A 15,022-nucleotide genomic window follows, 5' to 3' on the forward strand; every position below is an offset into this window, starting at 1 on the left:
TGTGAGAAGCGGTGCGGCTAAATCCCTGCGGAACATCGCCCGGAGGGCAACACTGGTTTCCGACCGACTCATCACCCCGGGGGACCGAGATGACCACCACAGAGCGAGAGACCCCACTCATGTGCCAGCACCAGCCACCGTGCCCGACAGCAGAATCCGCCGACCGGGAGTCCGCCCGCCTGACGGCGCACCACCCGGAGCAGGGGTGGAGCCTGCTGTGCAACGGCGTCCTGCTCTTCGAGGACACCGGTGAGCTCCTGCCCGACGGCCAGATCATCGCGCCGCACCGCCCGCTCGGCGCCGGCAGCGTGATGACCGCCGCCTGACAGAACACCGCACCACCCCCCGGGCGGCCCCGCCGCTCCGCCCGGTGACCAGCAGGGGCCGGACGCACACACATGGTGCGCACCGGCCCCGACGTGCGTCCAGGGGTGACTACCCCCTGTAGCCGAGCGCTTGGCGCAGTGCGAAGTAGGCCGGTTTCGGAGCGAGTTGCTCGTCCCAGGGCAGGGCCGCGCCCTCGCCCGGGAAGAACGCCGGGATCCACGAGTACTTGTCCGTGTAGTCCCAGACCGTCACGCCCACGCACCGCCGTACCGCGAGGCACGCCTTGGTCAGATCCGCGTACCAGGTCGCCTGCTCGGCCAGTTTGGCTTCGGTGGCGGGCAGTTGCATCCGGACGTCCACCTCGGTGAGCGCGGTGTCCAGGCCCAGCCGGGAGAAGCGGCGGAGGTTCTCCTCCAGGGTGGCCGGATAGCCGTACTGGAGGGCGAGATGGGCCTGGAAGCCGATGCCGTTCAGCGGCACGTGCGCCGCCTTCAACTGCTGGGCGAGCGCGTAGTAGGCGTCGCTCTTCGGGCCGGTGGCCTCGATGTTGTAGTCGTTGAGGTAGAGCCTGGCGTGCGGGTCGGCCTGGTGGGCCCAGCGCAGCGCATCGGCGATGTAGCCGGGGCCGAGCGTCTTGTACCAGAGGGTCTCGCGGTAGCTGCCGTCCTCGTCGAAGGCCTCGTTGACGACGTCCCAGGAGTAGACCTTGCCCCGGTAGTGCCGCACCTCGGTCTGGATGTGCTTCTTCAGCACCACCCGCAGTTCGGTGGCCGTCCACTCGCGGGAGGTGAGCCAGTCGGGCAGCTGGCTGTGCCAGACCAGGGTGTGGGCGCGGACCCGCTGGTGGTTCTCGCGGGCCAGGTCGACGATCTGGTCGCCGTTGGTCCAGTCGAAGACGCCCTGCTGGGGCTCGGTGGCGTACCACTTCATGCCGTTGCCGGGTGTGATCATGTCGAACTCGGTGCCGAGCAGCCTGGTGTAGGCGGTGTCGGTGAGTTCGGGGTTGTCGGTGGCGCTGCCGAAGTAACGGCCGTGCCGCTGGGCCAGTTCGGCGAGGGTGGCCGGCCGGCCGTGGGCCTGGGCGGCGGGGCCGGTGGCCACGGCCACCAGCACGGCCGCGAGGGCACCGGCGAGTCTGAGACGTGTGCGGGACATCGTGCGACTCCGATCAGTAGGGAGTGCGGATTCAGCCCTTGGTGGCGCCGGCGGTGAGGCCGCCGACGAGCTGGCGCTCGGCGACCGAGTAGAAGGCCAGGGCCGGGACCATGGCGAGGACCAGATAGGCGAAGACCCGGGCGGTGTCCGCGGAGTACTGGCCCTGGAACTGCTGCACGCCGATCGGGATGGTCCACCAGGTGGAGTCGGTGAAGACCAGCAGCGGCAGCAGGAAGTTGTTCCAGCTGGTGACCACCGCGAGCACGGAGACCGTGCCGAGCGCGGGCCGGGCCATGGGCAGCAGGATCCGCCAGAAGAAGGCGAACGGCCCGCAGCCGTCCAGTGTGGCCGCCTCCTCCAGCTCACCGGGGATCTCCCGGAAGAAGCCGCGCAGGATGATGATGGTCATCGGCAGTCCGAACGCGGCCTGCGGGAGGATCACGCCCAGCGGGTTGTCCAGCAGGTTCATCGAGCGCAGCAGCAGGAACAGCGGCAGCGCCGCCACCGCGAACGGGAACATCAGCCCCATCGTGAACACCGTGAACAGCACCTCACGGCCCCGGAAGGCGAACCGCGCGAAGGAGAAGGCCGCGAGCGCCGACACCGCGACCACCAGCACGGTCGTGCCCACCGCGATGAGCGTGCTGTTGCCGACCAGCCGCCAGAACCCGCCGGAGCCGAGGATGGCGGTGTAGTTGGAGACGATCCAGGAGCCGGGCAGCCCGACCGGGTTGCGGGACAGCTCGTCGGTGGACTTGAACCCGGACAGCACGGCGTACAGCAGGGGTACGACCATCATCGCGCCGACCACGACGAGGACCAGGTGCAGGGGCAGGTTCCGTCCGGTCGTCCTACGGCCGCTCATGCGCCGTCTCCCCTCATGTTCGTGGTGGCGCCCGCCAGGTCGCGGCGGAGCACGAACCGCTGGTAGGCGAGGGCGAAGACGAGGCTGATGGCGAACATGACCACACTGATCGCGCTGGCGTAGCCGACCTGGTAGCGCTTGAAGCCGTACTGGAACATGGTCACGGCCATGGTCTCGGAGTGGTGGTCGGGGCCGCCCGCGGTGATCACCCAGACCAGGTCGAAGAGCTGGATGGAGCCGATGACCGACAGGAAGACGCTGATGCGCAGGGTCGGGGCGAGCAGCGGCAGGGTGACATGGCGGAAGCGCTGCCAGGGGTTCGCGCCGTCGACGGTCGCCGCCTCGGTCAACTCGGCCGGGATGGACTGGAGTCCGGCCAGGTAGAGCATCATGTGGAAGCCGAAGTACTTCCAGGTCATGACCAGGAAGAGGGTGGCCATCACGGTGGAGGGGTCGGAGAACCACTCCCCGCCGAGGCCGTCGAGCCCGACGGCGCCCAGCACATGGTCGGCAAGCCCCTGGCCGGGCGCGAAGATCATGCCGAACAGCACACCGGTGATCGCCTCGGACAGCACGTAGGGCGCGAAGAACAGCATCCGGTAGACGGCCCGGCCGCGGATCCTCTGGTTGAGCAGGACCGCCATGGCCAGCGCGAACGGCAGTTGCAGCGCCAGCGAGAGCAGCACCAGGAGCAGACAGCGCCACAGGTCGCCGAGGAAGACGTCGTCCTGGAAGAGCCGGGTGAAGTTGTCGGTGCCGGTGTAGTCGGACGGCATGCCGAAGCCGCCCCAGCGGAAGAACGAGGCATAGACCGCGAACAGGATCGGCAGCAGGACGAGCACGCCGAACAGGACCAGGGCGGGCAGCTGGAAGCCCATCGCGGTGAGCCAGTGCAGCAGCCGGCGCCGGGAGCGGGTCCGGCCGGAGGGCGGGGGCGGCTGGGGCGGGGCGTCCGGTCCGGACCGCATGCCGGACAGGTAGGTCGAGGTCATCGGCCGGCCTACTGCTCTTCCTTCGCGGTCTTGGTGATCGCCTGGGTGACGTCCGCGGGCGACTTGGACCCGGCGATCAGACCGGCGACGCTGTCGTTGACCTGCTGGCCGACGGCGGGCGCGTAGGCCTGGTCGAGGTAGAGCTGGAAGCCGGTGGCGGCCTTCAACTGGGCCTGTACGAGCTTCAGGTTGGCGTCGGTCAGCGCGCTCTCGGCGGCGGGCACGACGGGCAGTACGCCGGTCTTCTTCACCAGCTCCGCGTCCGTGGTCTCGGAGGCGAAGAACTTCAGGAAGTCGACGGCCGCCTGCGGGGCGTCGGCGCGCAGCGCGTGTCCGCCGCCGCCTCCGAACACCTCGGTGATGGTGCCCTTTCCGCCGTCGACGGCCGGGAACGGGAAGAAGCCCAGGTTCGCCCCGACGCCCTTGCCGGCGTCGGCCTCGACGACCGGGGCCCACTGCCCCATCAGCTCCATCGCGGCCTTGCCGTTGCCGACGGTGGCGGCCTGCCCGGTCGGGCTGGAGTAGGCGGCGCCCAGGAAGCCCTTCTGGAACGGCTCCAGGGCGACCAGGTCCTTCAGATGCTGCCCGGCCTGGACGAACCCGTCGCCGGTGAAGTCCTTGTCGTCGTCGGCCTTCTTGAGGGCGTCGATCCCGGCGGTGCGCATCGCCAGGTACGCCCAGTAGTACATGCCGGTCCAGCTCTCCTTGCCGGCCAGCGCGAGCGGGGTGACCCCGGCGGCCTTCAGCTTCTTCACTGCGTCGAGGAACGCGCTCCAGGTGGTGGGGGGTTGGCTGACGCCGGCCTGCTTGAAGAGCGCCTTGTTGTACCAGAAGCCGACCATGCCGATGTCGAAGGGGATGCCGTACGTCTTGTTGCCGAGGAGGTACGGCTCCTTGGCGACCGGGAGCAGCCCTTCGGCCCAGGACCTGGTGGGGTCGGTGAGGTCCTTGACGAGCCCGGCGTCGACCTGCTGCTGGAGAACCCCGCCGCCCCAGGTGTGGAAGATGTCGGGGAGTTTCCCGGAGGCGGTCAGGGCCGTCATCTTCGACTTGTAGGCGTCGTTCTCCAACTGCACGATCTTTACCTTGACCTTGGGGTTCTGCGCCTCGAACTTCTTGGCGAGGGCGGCCCAGACGCCCTTGGTCGGGTTGGTCGTGGAGATGTTCCACCACTCGATGGTGGTGTTTCCCCCGGACGAGCCTCCGTCCGAGTCGCCGCCGCAGCCGCTGAGGGCGGTCATGCCCAGTCCGGCGGCCGCGGTGGCCGCCAGGAAACCGCGACGGGACAGTGCCGGGTCGCCCATGATGCGCTCCTTGGGGTACGGGACGACCGACGCCGTCCTGGTTCGGTGGTGCTCTCGGGTCGCCGTTTTCGAAACATTCGGTATTTTCACCGAACGTTCCGAACGGCGACTCTAGAAAGGCGCATCAGGAGCGTCAAGGTGTCGCGCATCAGCTCATGGGCACGTATGCGAACCAGTCGAAGGCGGCCCGGCCCTCGGTGACGTACATGCCGATGACCCGGCCGGTGAACCCGCCCGCCACCTGCGTGGAGAGATACCGCCCGTCGAGTTCGGCCAGCCGAACGACACCGTCGGACGTTTCGACCGAGAGGGTCACGGCGTCGGGCCCTCCGCGACCGACCTCGGTCGTGCCGGTCGCGATGACGAGGGTCAACGGACCCGGGGGCACGGGGTGTTCGGAAATCGTCTGCCGCAGCGGCCCGATCCGCGCGACCGCACTCACCGTTCCCCCGCTCACCTCCAGGTCGTAGTGGTGGGCCTCGTCGATACGGACCGAGAGACCCGCGCGTGCCGTGCCCGGGTCGAGCAGAGCGGCGGCACGGCAGTCCGGGTGCTGCTGGCGGCGGCCGACGAAGGTGTGCCCGGCCCGGTCGAGGCTGTCCCCGGTGGCCGTGAGCGTCAGCCACCCGGGCCGTTCGGCCAGCGACCAGCAGCCGGCCGGCCGGCTCCGCGGGGAGATCCAGTGCGGTGCGAGGGCGGTGGCCGTGAAGTCGTCCCGTACGGGCGGCTGTTCGACCGGATGCCAGGCGGCCGGGGCCTGCTCCCGCTCCCGCACCCGTCCCATCCGCGGCCAGCCGTCCACCCACTCCACCGGCGCCAGGAAGGTCTCCCGGCCTAGCACGTGGAACTCCGGGAACCAGCCGCGCGGCCGGGTGCCCAGCAGCACCGCCCACCAGCTGCCGTCGGCGGCCTGGACCAGGTCGGCGTGGCCGGTGCACTGGACCGGCTCCCGGGTGCCCCGGTGGGAGACCAGCGGATTGCCCGGCGCGGGCTCCCAGGGCCCGCGCGGTGAGCGGGCGCGGGCCACGGACACCCCGTGCCCGAGCGCGGTGCCGCCCTCGGCGACCAGCAGGTACCACCACTCCCCGACCCGGTACAGGTGCGGCGCCTCGGGGTCGCGCAGCCCGGTCCCGGACCACATCGGCAGCGGCCCTTCCAGCACCTTCCCGGTCCGGGTGTCGATCCGGGCCACCGCCACCCCCGCCACGGCACACCAGCAGTCGCCGTTCTCGTCCCAGGCGAGGTCGGGGTCGATGCCGGGGACGTCGATCCACACCGGGTCGGACCAGGGGCCCTCGGGGTGCTCGGCGGTGACCAGGAGGTTGCCGCCCGCACTGACATTGGTCGTGACGACGTGGAAGAGCCCGTCGTGGTGCCGGATCGTCGGGGCGTAGACCCCGGCCGAGGCCGGCGTCTCGTCCGGCAGCGCCAACTGGCCCGGCCGGTCGAGCACGTTGCCGAGCTGCCGCCAGTGCACGAGGTCCCGGCTGTGGAAGAGCGGGACGCCGGGGAAGTACTCGAAGCTGGAACACACCAGGTAGTAGTCCTCCCCCACCCGGCACACGCTCGGGTCGGGGTGGAATCCGGGGATGACCGGGTTGCCGTAGGTCCGCATGTGGTGCCCCTCCCTGACCTCGCCGAAAGTTTCGGCGAGGGCGGCGAACATTACGAGGCGCACTGTAAGGGGCTGTCCGAGGCCCGACAAGGCGGGTGCGCTACAGCTTCAGGCGGTACGGGAGCAGGCAGACCACGACGTCGGTGCGGGCCCGCAGGACGGTGGCGAGGAGCAGGCCGCGCTGGTTCTGGAGGATCTCTTGACTTGCTCCTCGGGCTGAAGCCCGAGGATTCTGGCCTTCTCGATCGTTGCTGTGCCGCTACGCGGCACGGGCTTGGGTCGGGAATCCGTGGCTTCCTGTTTCTTCGCGCTGTGCCGGGATCGCTCCTGGTCTTACCGGCGCTCCGCAGGCCGATACCGCCAGTCCGGCGGCCGTCTTCACGTTGATCGCGGCATTGTGGTCCCGGTCGTGGACGGTGCCGCAGGCGGTGCAGGTCCATTCCCGGACGCTGAGGGGTTTGGGTCCGTCCTTGACGCCGCAGGTGGAGCAGGTCTGGGAGGTCGGCTCGAACCGGCCGATCCTGACCAGTGTCCGCCCGTACCGGGCGGCCTTGTATTCCAGCATGCTGATGAACGATGACCATCCGGCGTCGTGCACGGACTTGGCCAGCTTCGTGCGAGACAGTCCCGCCACCGACAGGTCCTCCACGGCGATCCCTTGGTTTTCGGAGATCAGCCTGGTGGAGAGCTGGTGGTGGAACTCGCGGCGGGCGTCAGCAACTTTGGCGTGGGCGCGGGCGACCTTGAGGCGGGCCTTCTCCCGGTTCTTCGATCCCTTCTGCTTGCGGGAGAGCTCCCGCTGGGCCTTCTTCAGTTTCTTCTCCGCCCGGCGCAGAAACCGGGGACTGTCGATCTTCGTCCCGTCGGAGAGCACGGCGAAGTGGGTCAGCCCCAGGTCGATGCCGACCGTCTGGTCGGTGTCGGGCATCCGGGCAGCGTCCGCGGCCGGGTCGGTGTCGACGACGAACGAGGCGAAGTACCGCCCGGCCGCATCCTTGATCACGGTGACGGAGGAGGGCTGTGCGGGCAGGGTCCGGGACCACTTCACCTTCACCGCGCCGATCTTCGGGAGGTTCAACCGCCCGCTGTCCGTGACCGACCAGCGGGCATTGGCCGTGAAACGGATCGACTGACGGCTGTCCTTGCGGGACTTGAAACGGGGAGCACCCATCCTGGGCCCTTTGCGACCGCCCTTGAGGGAGGCGAAGAAGTTGCGGTACGCAGTCTCGACGTCCCGCAGGGACTGCTGGAGCACCACCGCGGACACCTCGCCCAGCCAGGACCGCTCCACCGTCTGCTTCGCCTCGGTAATCAGCCTCTTGGACAGCTCTGCGGCCTTGGGGAACGGCTGATTGGCCGCTCTGGCCTCCTCACGGGCGCGGACCGCGTCGTTGAACACGACACGGGCACACCCGAACACCCTCGCCAACGACCTCCGTTGGCTGGTGTCCGGGTACAACCTGAAGGAGTACCGGAGCTGCATGACGATCACGATACGTACTTGGGTTATGGGCGATATGCGGAAGATCAGAACTGGTAGGCACTGCACTTTCGTGATGCACGTCCACTTGGTCTTCGTGACCAAGTTCCGGCACAAGGTGTTCACCGATGCCCACTTGAGGCGTATGGAAGAGATCATGCGGTCGGTGTGTACGGACTTCGAGTGCGAGCTGGTGGAGTTCAACGGTGAGGACAACCATGTCCACCTGCTGGTGAACTTCCCGCCCAAGGTCGCCGTGACCAAGCTGGTCAACTCCCTCAAGGGCGTCTCCTCCCGCCGCCTGCGGCTGGGGGCACCTCCCGGCCGAAGGCTGGGGGAGAGTTCCCCGACCTGGTACGCCACTACTGGAAGGCCAACAAGCAGCAGAAAGGTGATCGCGAGGGTGATGGGCGGGGTGGCGGTGAGCGCCCCCGTACCGGCGACCACCAGGGCCAGCACGATCGACTCGGGACCGTAGGCCACCGAGCTGAGCGCGTCCAGGGACACCGCGGCCAGCCCTTCCAGGCTGGTCAGACCGTGTTTGTCGCCCTCACCCGGGCGCAGCGGAACCCTCGGTCTCAGTTCACGACGTGCCAGGCCATACGCCAGGGACCCCATCACGGCCGGTGGGACGGTCGGCAACAGTGTCCTCTGTGCCCGGGCGGCCCGCCCCGTGAAGGGCCCGGACAGGCCGGCGTGAGTGAGGGATGGCCGGCCCGTCCGGGAGTCTCTGGAGGAAGCCCCTCCGCCAACGGGCCGAGGGACAGCGCGGGCAGGAAGTTGAGCAACGCCAGGATGAGCGCGGCCCCGGTGGCCAGGGCGACGAAGTTGACGCCGCGGGCCTGGAGGGTGCCGCCGGTGACCACGCCGGGCTGCTGGCGGGCCAGCCGGCCGGCCAGGGCCAGCAGGAACACCATGGGCACATAGCGGCCGACGAGCATCGCCACCGTCATCAGCAGGTTGTGGAAGGCGGTGGCGCCGTTGAAGCCGGCCATCGCGCTGCCGTTGCTGTTGAAGTTGGAGGTGTAGGCCTACACCAGCTCCGTCAGGCCGTGCGGCCCCGGCTCTCGGCGACCGCCTCGGCCAGGTTGGCGAAGACGACGGTCAGCCACAGCCAGACGGTGATCAGCCAGCCGAACCCGGACGGGTGGGCGATCGCGAGCCCCGTGGTCAGGGCCGCGCCGATCTCGGTGACGAACATGACCGGGTGGCGGGCCAGGGTCACCGGGTTCAGCTTGCGCAGGGCCGCCGGGAGGGCCCGCCACAGCTGCTGGGGATCGAGCAGTCCGGCGCCGATCCGGCGGGCGGACCCCGCGTCGGGTGGTCGTACGCTGCCGGCGGGTTTCTCGCGCACGGGTGCGGGCGCGGTCATCAGAAGCCCTCCGGCCTGATCAGGGCCACCACCAGGTAGGCCAGTAGGGCGACGGCGACGATCAGCCCGACGATGTTCTCGATCGTCACAGGGACCTCTTCTTCACGAGCAGGCGTGGTACGGGGACTTGGGATGGGACACCTCCGGGCGAGGGCCGGGCCGTCGCCCGCCCGGAGGTGGATCGGGGGGACGGGCCGGGTTACAGCCCGACGTCCCGGCGGCGGATGTCGTCCAGGGACTCGCGGCGGACCAGCAGCCGGGCGTGGCCGTCCCGGACCGCGGTGACCGGCGGCCGGCCGACCAGGTTGTAGCCGGAGGCCATGGAGAGGTGGTAGGCACCGGCCACCGGGACCGCGAGCAGGTCGCCCGGGCGCAGGTCGCAGGGGAGTTCGACGTCGGCGGCCAGGATGTCCCCCGCCTCGCAGTGCCGCCCCATGACGGTCACCGGAGCCGGCGCCGCGCCGCTGGTGCGGCCGACGAGCCGGGGCGCGTACCGGACGCCGTACAGCGCGGGCCGCGGGTTGTCGCTCATCCCGCCGTCGACGGCGACGAACGTGTGGTCACCGGTCTTCTTGACGGCGAGGACGCGGTACACGGCGATCCCGGCCGGCCCCACGATCGCCCGGCCCGGCTCGATGATCAGGCGCGGCACCGGCAGCCCGGCCGCCGCGCACGCGTCCGTCAGCTCGGCGCGTACCCTGCGGGCCAGGGCGCCGCACATCCCGCGGGTCCCGGCCGGACGGGTACGAACAGGGGTCCGGCCGGGGAGCGATCGGAAGGCTCCGGATCGTCACCGCACAAGAGTTCTGGCATGGCATGCCTCCTGGTACAGGAAAGAGCTGGTGCCCCGGACGCCGGGAGGCTGACCGGGGCTCACCCAAGAAGCTATGCCCGCCCCCGGCGGTCCTCCGATGCCTCATGACGGGACGCTGACGGTGATCGCGGCGACGTTGACGGGATGCTGACGGAGGCGCCGTCGACGCTGGTCGCGGGCGTCAGAGGCGTGCCGAGAAGCGGCTGCGGGACTGCGCGCCCGGCAGCGGGGAGTGTCATGGAGGCGGTCCGTCCCCGGGACACGCCCGGGGCCGCTGCGGAAGTACGGTGGATACATGTCCGGTTACGACACCTGCACATCCGGTCGGGTCGTCGTCGGCGTGAGCGGTTCGCTGGGCAGCGTCACGGCCCTGCGCCGCGCGGCGGCGGAGGCCCGACGGCGGGAAGCCGAGCTGTGGCCGGTGCTGGCCTGGGAGCCGCCGGGCGGTGAACTGGCGGCACGTCGCTCCCCCACCCCGCCGGCGCTGGTCGAGGAGTGGCAGCGGCTGGCCCGGGAGCGGCTGCTGGTCGTGCTCGGCGAGGTCTTCGGCGAGGCGGCGCCGGCCGGCGTCCCGCTGCACGGTCTCGTGGTCCGCGCCACCCCCGGCCTGGCCCTGGTGGAGACGGCCGACCGGGACGACGACATCCTGGTCGTCGGCGCGGGCCGGCGCGGCTGGCACCGGGCCTTCTCGGGCCGCGTCACCCGCTACTGCCTGACCCACGCGCACTGCCCGGTCCTCGCGGTGCCGCCGTCCCCGCTGGAGGACGCGCTGACATCCGCACACCGCCGCAACACCTGGCATCTGCCGCTGAATGTACGGCAGTTGTCGTCCTGAGGCGTTACGACGTCACCGCGGCCGGGAGATCCGGCCGTTCCGGTCTGCGCCCCGGTGCCAACGGCAGGCTCAGCACCATCGTGAGCCCCCCGCCCGGGGTGTCCTCGGCCGTGAGCGTGCCGCCCATCGCCTCGGTGAAGCCCCGCGCCACGGCCAGCCCCAGGCCGACACCGGCACCGCGCGGCGAGTCGCCGTAGCGCTGGGAGGGCTCGAAGATGCGCTCCTTGGCCTCGTCCGGGACGCCGGGTCCGCGGTCCACCACCCGGACCTCCACCCGGTCGGCTATGGAACTGGCCTTCACCAGTACGGGGGTGTCCGCCGGGCTGTACTTCACCGCGTTCTCGACCACGTTGGCGACGACCCGCTCCAGCAGCCCCTTGTCGACGTGGACCATGGGCAGCGTCTCCGGGATGTCCAGCCTGACGCTGTCCTCGGGGACCCCGCCGAGTGCCATCGGCACCACCTCGTCCAGGTCGGCCTCGCGCACGATCGGCGTGACGGTGCCGGTCTGCAGGCGGGACATGTCGAGCAGGTTGCCCACCAGGAGGTCCAGCCGGTCGGCGCCCGCCTCTATCGCCTCCAGAAGCTCCGCCCGGTCCTGCTCGGACCACTCCACGTCGTCCGAACGCAGCGACGACACCGAGGCCTTGATGCCGGCCAGCGGGGTGCGCGGCCGGTCGTGGTGCTCGACGAACGCGACCACGCAGTCGGTGCCGCGCTCGATCCTGCGGTGGGCCTCGGAGAGCATGGCGTGGGTCTTGCCCACGCCGGGTGCCGCGCCGAGGTGGATCCGAAGCCTGCCGCGTGCCATGTCATCCTTCGAAGCGATAGCCCATGCCGGGCTCGGTGATCAGGTACCGGGGGTGCGCGGGGTCCGCCTCCAGTTTGCGGCGGAGCTGGGCCATGTAGACCCGCAGGTAGTTGGCCTTGTTGCGCTGCGACACCCCCCACACCTCCTGCAGCAGGTGCTTCTGGGTGACGAGTCGGCCGGGGTTGGTGACCAGGATCTCCAGCAGATGCCACTCGGTGGGGGTGAGGCGTACGTCGCGGCCGGAGCGTACGGCCTTCTTGGCGAGCAGGTCGATGGTGAAGTCGTCCGTCTCCACCAGGGTGGTCTCGGGGGCGAGCGGCACGTCCTCGGTACGGCGGACCGCCGCCCGCAGCCGGGCGAGGAGTTCGTCCATGCTGAACGGCTTGGTGATGTAGTCGTCGGCGCCCGCGTCCAGCGCGGCGACCTTCTCGTCGGAGGCCTGCCGTGCCGACAGCACCAGGATCGGTACACGGGTCCAGCCGCGCAGCGCCTTGATGACGTCGACCCCGTCCATGTCGGGCAGTCCGAGGTCGAGCATCACCACGTCCGGCTGACGCGCGGCCGCCAGCCGGAGGGCCGTGGCGCCGTCGGGCGCCGCGTCCACTCCGTACTGGCGTGCCTGCATGTTGATCACGAGTGCCCGTACGAGCTGTGGGTCGTCTTCCACGACCAGCACTCGGGTCATCAGCTGCCCTTGATCAGTTCCTTCAGCGCGATGTTGAGTTCGAGGACGTTCACCCGGGGCTCGCCGATGAAGCCGAGGGTGCGGCCGTCGGTGTGGTCCTTCACCAGCTTCTCCACCTGGTCGACGGAGAGGTGGTTCTTCGCCGCGACCCGGTGGACCTGGAGCTCGGCGTAGACCGGGGAGATGTCCGGGTCCAGGCCGGAGCCCGAGGAGGTGACGGCGTCGGCCGGCACCTGGGCGGGCGTGACCGTGTAGCCGGGCACCGAGTTGTCCTTGACGACCGCGGCCTTGGCGTCCTTCACCTGCTGGATCAGCACCTTGTTGTCGGCGGCGAGGTTGGTGGCGCCCGAGAGGATCAGCTTGTACTGGGTGTTGATGCTGTTGCTGCCGAGCCCGTTGGCCGGACGGCCCTGGAACCACTGCAGGTCCGCCTCCGGGGTCTCCTGACCCTTCTTCAGCGGAAGGTTGTACGACTGCCCGATCAGGGACGAGCCGACGACCTTGCCGTCCGCCCTGACCTCGGAGCCGTTCGCCTTGTCGCTGAACGCGGCCTGGGCGATGCCGGTGACGACGAGCGGGTAGACGACGCCCGTCACCAGGGTCAGCACCAGGAGGGCGCGCAGGCCCGCCCAGAGCAACCGGGCGGTTTTGCTTAGGGAGTTGTTCATGGTGCTCAACCGATTCCGGGGATGAGGGAGATGATCAGGTCGATGATCTTGATGCCGATGAAGGGCGCGATCAGACCGCCGAGGCCGTAGATCCCGAGGTTGCGGCGGAGCATCTTGTCGGCGCTGACCGGCTTGTACTGGACGCCCCGAAGCGAGAGCGGCACCAGCGCGATGATGATCAGCGCGTTGAAGATGACCGCGGACAGGATCGCGGAGCTGGGCGAGGACAGGTCCATGATGTTGAGCTTGTCCAGGCCCGGGTAGACCACGGCGAACATGGCCGGGATGATCGCGAAGTACTTCGCGACGTCGTTGGCGATGGAGAACGTGGTCAGCGCGCCGCGGGTGATCAGCAACTGCTTGCCGATCTCGACGATCTCGATGAGCTTGGTCGGGTTCGAGTCGAGGTCGACCATGTTGCCGGCCTCCTTCGCGGCCGACGTACCCGTGTTCATCGCCACGCCGACGTCCGCCTGCGCGAGCGCCGGGGCGTCGTTGGTGCCGTCACCGGTCATCGCGACCAGCTTGCCGCCCGCCTGCTCCCGCTTGATGAGGGCCATCTTGTCCTCGGGGGTGGCCTCGGCGAGGAAGTCGTCGACGCCCGCCTCCTCGGCGATCGCCTTGGCGGTCAGCGGGTTGTCACCCGTGATCATGACCGTCTTGATGCCCATGCGGCGCAGTTCCTCGAACCGCTCGCGCATGCCGTCCTTGACGACGTCCTTGAGGTGGATGACGCCCAGGATCCGGGCGCCCTCCGCGTCCTCGACCGCGACGAGGAGCGGGGTGCCGCCGGCCTCGGAGATGCGGCCTGCGAGGGTGTCGGCGTCCTCGGCGACGGTGCCGCCCTGCTCGCGGACCCAGGCGATGACCGAACCGGCCGCACCCTTGCGGATCTTCCTGCCGTCGACGTCCACACCCGACATGCGGGTCTGGGCGGTGAAGGCGATCCACTCGGCGTGCACCAGCTCGCCCTGGTGCCGCTCGCGCAGCCCGTACTTCTCCTTCGCCAGGACGACGATGGAGCGGCCCTCGGGGGTCTCGTCGGCCAGCGACGACAGCTGGGCGGCGTCGGCGACCTCGGCCTCGGTGGCCCCGCGCACCGGCAGGAACTCGGAGGCCTGGCGGTTGCCGAGGGTGATGGTGCCGGTCTTGTCCAGCAGCAGGGTGGAGACGTCACCCGCGGCCTCGACCGCACGGCCCGACATGGCGAGCACGTTGCGCTGCACCAGGCGGTCCATGCCGGCGATGCCGATCGCGGAGAGCAGCGCGCCGATGGTGGTCGGGATGAGGCAGACCAGCAGAGCGACCAGCACGACCATCGTCAGGTGGGTGCCCGCGTAGTCCGCGAAGGGCGGGAGGGTGGCGACGGCCAGCAGGAAGACGATCGTCAGCGAGGCGAGCAGGATGTTCAGCGCGATCTCGTTCGGCGTCTTCTGCCGGGCCGCGCCCTCGACGAGGCTGATCATCCGGTCGATGAAGGTCTCGCCCGGCTTCGTCGTGATCTTGATGACGATCCGGTCGGACAGCACCTTGGTACCGCCCGTGACCGCGGACCGGTCACCGCCGGACTCGCGGATGACCGGAGCCGACTCACCGGTGATCGCCGACTCGTCGACCGACGCGACACCCTCGATGACGTCACCGTCACCCGGGATGATGTCGCCGGCCTCACAGACCACCAGGTCACCGATCTTCAGCTCGGTGCCGGGCACCTGCTCCTCGGTGTCACCGACCAGTCGCCGGGCGACGGTGTCGGTCTTGGCCTTGCGCAGGGTGTCAGCCTGGGCCTTGCCTCGGCCCTCGGCGACCGCCTCCGCGAGGTTCGCGAAGATCACGGTCAGCCACAGCCAGGCGCTGATGGTCCAGCCGAACCAGTCGCCCGGGTCCTTGAAGGAGAAGACCGTGGTCAGGATCGAGCCGACCCACACCACGAACATCACGGGCGACTTGATCATGACCCGCGGGTCGAGCTTGCGGCAGGCCTCGGGGAGGGACCTGATCAGCTGCTTGGGGTCGAACAGGCCCGCGCCGACGCGGCCTTCGGCGGGCTTGTGCCCGGTCGGCGCGTCCTGGTGGGGCGCAAGGGCGGGTGTGGACAT

General features: G+C 69.8%; 15 protein-coding genes and 2 pseudogenes. 3 read left to right on the forward strand and 14 right to left on the reverse strand.

Features of this window, described 5'->3' with window-relative positions:
- Positions 1-119: 119 nt before the first annotated feature.
- A complete protein-coding gene (locus ACGFZQ_RS47360) occupies positions 120-326 on the forward strand; it encodes a DUF5999 family protein (protein ID WP_046727224.1) in 207 nt (68 codons plus the stop codon).
- A 109-nt stretch (positions 327-435) separates the two neighbouring features.
- Here ACGFZQ_RS47360 and ACGFZQ_RS47365 read toward each other — a convergent pair whose 3' ends face one another.
- From ACGFZQ_RS47365 to ACGFZQ_RS47390, 6 genes are all read right to left on the reverse strand, one after another.
- Entirely contained in the window at positions 436-1,482 is a 1,047-nt protein-coding gene (locus ACGFZQ_RS47365; protein WP_393845727.1) for an endo-1,4-beta-xylanase, read from the reverse strand.
- A 31-nt stretch (positions 1,483-1,513) separates the two neighbouring features.
- Positions 1,514-2,347 carry a carbohydrate ABC transporter permease gene (locus tag ACGFZQ_RS47370; RefSeq protein ID WP_393845728.1) on the reverse strand — a complete coding sequence of 278 codons (834 nt, stop codon included), beginning with the start codon at positions 2,345-2,347 and terminating at the stop codon, positions 1,514-1,516.
- A complete protein-coding gene (locus tag ACGFZQ_RS47375) occupies positions 2,344-3,339 on the reverse strand; it encodes a carbohydrate ABC transporter permease (RefSeq protein WP_393845729.1) in 996 nt (331 codons plus the stop codon). The genes ACGFZQ_RS47370 and ACGFZQ_RS47375 overlap by 4 nt, the downstream gene beginning before the upstream one ends.
- A gap of 8 nt (positions 3,340-3,347) precedes the next feature.
- The gene (locus tag ACGFZQ_RS47380) at positions 3,348-4,643 is read right to left on the reverse strand and encodes an extracellular solute-binding protein (RefSeq protein WP_393845730.1); all 1,296 of its coding nucleotides are present in this window, start codon (positions 4,641-4,643) and stop codon (positions 3,348-3,350) included.
- Positions 4,644-4,791: 148 nt separating this feature from the next.
- Complete coding sequence (locus ACGFZQ_RS47385) at positions 4,792-6,258, reverse strand: glycoside hydrolase family 43 protein (protein ID WP_393845764.1); 1,467 nt, start codon at positions 6,256-6,258, stop codon at positions 4,792-4,794.
- Between the two features lie 259 nt (positions 6,259-6,517).
- Positions 6,518-7,741 (reverse strand): RNA-guided endonuclease InsQ/TnpB family protein, encoded by a 1,224-nt coding sequence (locus ACGFZQ_RS47390; RefSeq protein WP_393845731.1) that lies wholly within the window; start codon positions 7,739-7,741, stop codon positions 6,518-6,520.
- 25 nt (positions 7,742-7,766) lie between these two features.
- Here ACGFZQ_RS47390 and tnpA point away from each other — a divergent pair, with 25 nt between their 5' ends.
- Complete coding sequence (tnpA, locus tag ACGFZQ_RS47395) at positions 7,767-8,216, forward strand: IS200/IS605 family transposase (protein ID WP_393845765.1); 450 nt, start codon at positions 7,767-7,769, stop codon at positions 8,214-8,216.
- A gap of 139 nt (positions 8,217-8,355) precedes the next feature.
- On the opposite strand, the pseudogene ACGFZQ_RS47400 reads toward tnpA, so the two are convergent.
- From ACGFZQ_RS47400 to ACGFZQ_RS47415, 4 genes and pseudogenes are all read right to left on the reverse strand, one after another.
- Positions 8,356-8,757: pseudogene (locus tag ACGFZQ_RS47400) on the reverse strand (potassium-transporting ATPase subunit KdpA); the annotation flags it as partial.
- A gap of 26 nt (positions 8,758-8,783) precedes the next feature.
- Positions 8,784-9,110, reverse strand: a complete 327-nt coding sequence (locus tag ACGFZQ_RS47405; protein ID WP_393845732.1) for a hypothetical protein — start codon at positions 9,108-9,110, stop codon at positions 8,784-8,786.
- Positions 9,110-9,199, reverse strand: coding sequence for a K(+)-transporting ATPase subunit F (gene kdpF / locus ACGFZQ_RS47410; protein WP_393845733.1), 90 nt, complete (start codon positions 9,197-9,199; stop codon positions 9,110-9,112). The genes ACGFZQ_RS47405 and kdpF overlap by 1 nt, the downstream gene beginning before the upstream one ends.
- 110 nt (positions 9,200-9,309) lie before the next feature.
- Positions 9,310-9,819, reverse strand: a pseudogene (locus ACGFZQ_RS47415) (diaminopimelate decarboxylase family protein); the annotation flags it as partial.
- 400 nt (positions 9,820-10,219) lie between these two features.
- Between ACGFZQ_RS47415 and ACGFZQ_RS47420 the strand changes: the two are divergent.
- Positions 10,220-10,759 (forward strand): universal stress protein, encoded by a 540-nt coding sequence (locus ACGFZQ_RS47420; protein WP_393845734.1) that lies wholly within the window; start codon positions 10,220-10,222, stop codon positions 10,757-10,759.
- 4 nt (positions 10,760-10,763) lie between these two features.
- Here the strand turns inward: ACGFZQ_RS47420 and ACGFZQ_RS47425 are convergent, their stop codons facing one another.
- The 4 genes from ACGFZQ_RS47425 to kdpB are packed head-to-tail and all read right to left on the reverse strand — an operon-like array spanning position 10,764 to position 15,022.
- The gene (locus ACGFZQ_RS47425; RefSeq protein ID WP_393845735.1) at positions 10,764-11,570 is read right to left on the reverse strand and encodes an ATP-binding protein; all 807 of its coding nucleotides are present in this window, start codon (positions 11,568-11,570) and stop codon (positions 10,764-10,766) included.
- Between the two features lies 1 nt (position 11,571).
- On the reverse strand, positions 11,572-12,255 hold the full coding sequence (locus ACGFZQ_RS47430) for a response regulator (protein ID WP_393845736.1): 684 nt from the start codon (positions 12,253-12,255) through the stop codon (positions 11,572-11,574).
- A complete protein-coding gene (locus tag ACGFZQ_RS47435) occupies positions 12,255-12,923 on the reverse strand; it encodes a potassium-transporting ATPase subunit C (RefSeq protein WP_393845737.1) in 669 nt (222 codons plus the stop codon). The genes ACGFZQ_RS47430 and ACGFZQ_RS47435 overlap by 1 nt, the downstream gene beginning before the upstream one ends.
- A gap of 5 nt (positions 12,924-12,928) precedes the next feature.
- Entirely contained in the window at positions 12,929-15,022 is a 2,094-nt protein-coding gene (gene kdpB / locus ACGFZQ_RS47440) for a potassium-transporting ATPase subunit KdpB (RefSeq protein ID WP_393845738.1), read from the reverse strand.

It is taken from the genome of Streptomyces sp. NPDC048254 (assembly GCF_043201895.1).
GTDB lineage: Bacteria > Actinomycetota > Actinomycetes > Streptomycetales > Streptomycetaceae > Streptomyces.

Bases quoted from the DNA above. Each gene is read 5' to 3' on its own strand.
- ACGFZQ_RS47360 (WP_046727224.1), top strand. From the start codon at position 120: ATGTGCCAGCACCAGCCACCGTGCCCGACAGCAGAATCCGCCGACCGG.
- ACGFZQ_RS47365 (WP_393845727.1), bottom strand. From the start codon at position 1,482: ATGTCCCGCACACGTCTCAGACTCGCCGGTGCCCTCGCGGCCGTGCTG.
- ACGFZQ_RS47370 (WP_393845728.1), bottom strand. From the start codon at position 2,347: ATGAGCGGCCGTAGGACGACCGGACGGAACCTGCCCCTGCACCTGGTC.
- ACGFZQ_RS47375 (WP_393845729.1), bottom strand. From the start codon at position 3,339: ATGACCTCGACCTACCTGTCCGGCATGCGGTCCGGACCGGACGCCCCG.
- ACGFZQ_RS47380 (WP_393845730.1), bottom strand. From the start codon at position 4,643: ATGGGCGACCCGGCACTGTCCCGTCGCGGTTTCCTGGCGGCCACCGCG.
- ACGFZQ_RS47385 (WP_393845764.1), bottom strand. From the start codon at position 6,258: ATGCGGACCTACGGCAACCCGGTCATCCCCGGATTCCACCCCGACCCG.
- ACGFZQ_RS47390 (WP_393845731.1), bottom strand. From the start codon at position 7,741: ATGCAGCTCCGGTACTCCTTCAGGTTGTACCCGGACACCAGCCAACGG.
- tnpA (WP_393845765.1), top strand. From the start codon at position 7,767: ATGGGCGATATGCGGAAGATCAGAACTGGTAGGCACTGCACTTTCGTG.
- ACGFZQ_RS47405 (WP_393845732.1), bottom strand. From the start codon at position 9,110: ATGACCGCGCCCGCACCCGTGCGCGAGAAACCCGCCGGCAGCGTACGA.
- ACGFZQ_RS47420 (WP_393845734.1), top strand. From the start codon at position 10,220: ATGTCCGGTTACGACACCTGCACATCCGGTCGGGTCGTCGTCGGCGTG.
- ACGFZQ_RS47425 (WP_393845735.1), bottom strand. From the start codon at position 11,570: ATGGCACGCGGCAGGCTTCGGATCCACCTCGGCGCGGCACCCGGCGTG.
- ACGFZQ_RS47430 (WP_393845736.1), bottom strand. From the start codon at position 12,255: ATGACCCGAGTGCTGGTCGTGGAAGACGACCCACAGCTCGTACGGGCA.
- ACGFZQ_RS47435 (WP_393845737.1), bottom strand. From the start codon at position 12,923: ATGAACAACTCCCTAAGCAAAACCGCCCGGTTGCTCTGGGCGGGCCTG.
- kdpB (WP_393845738.1), bottom strand. From the start codon at position 15,022: ATGTCCACACCCGCCCTTGCGCCCCACCAGGACGCGCCGACCGGGCAC.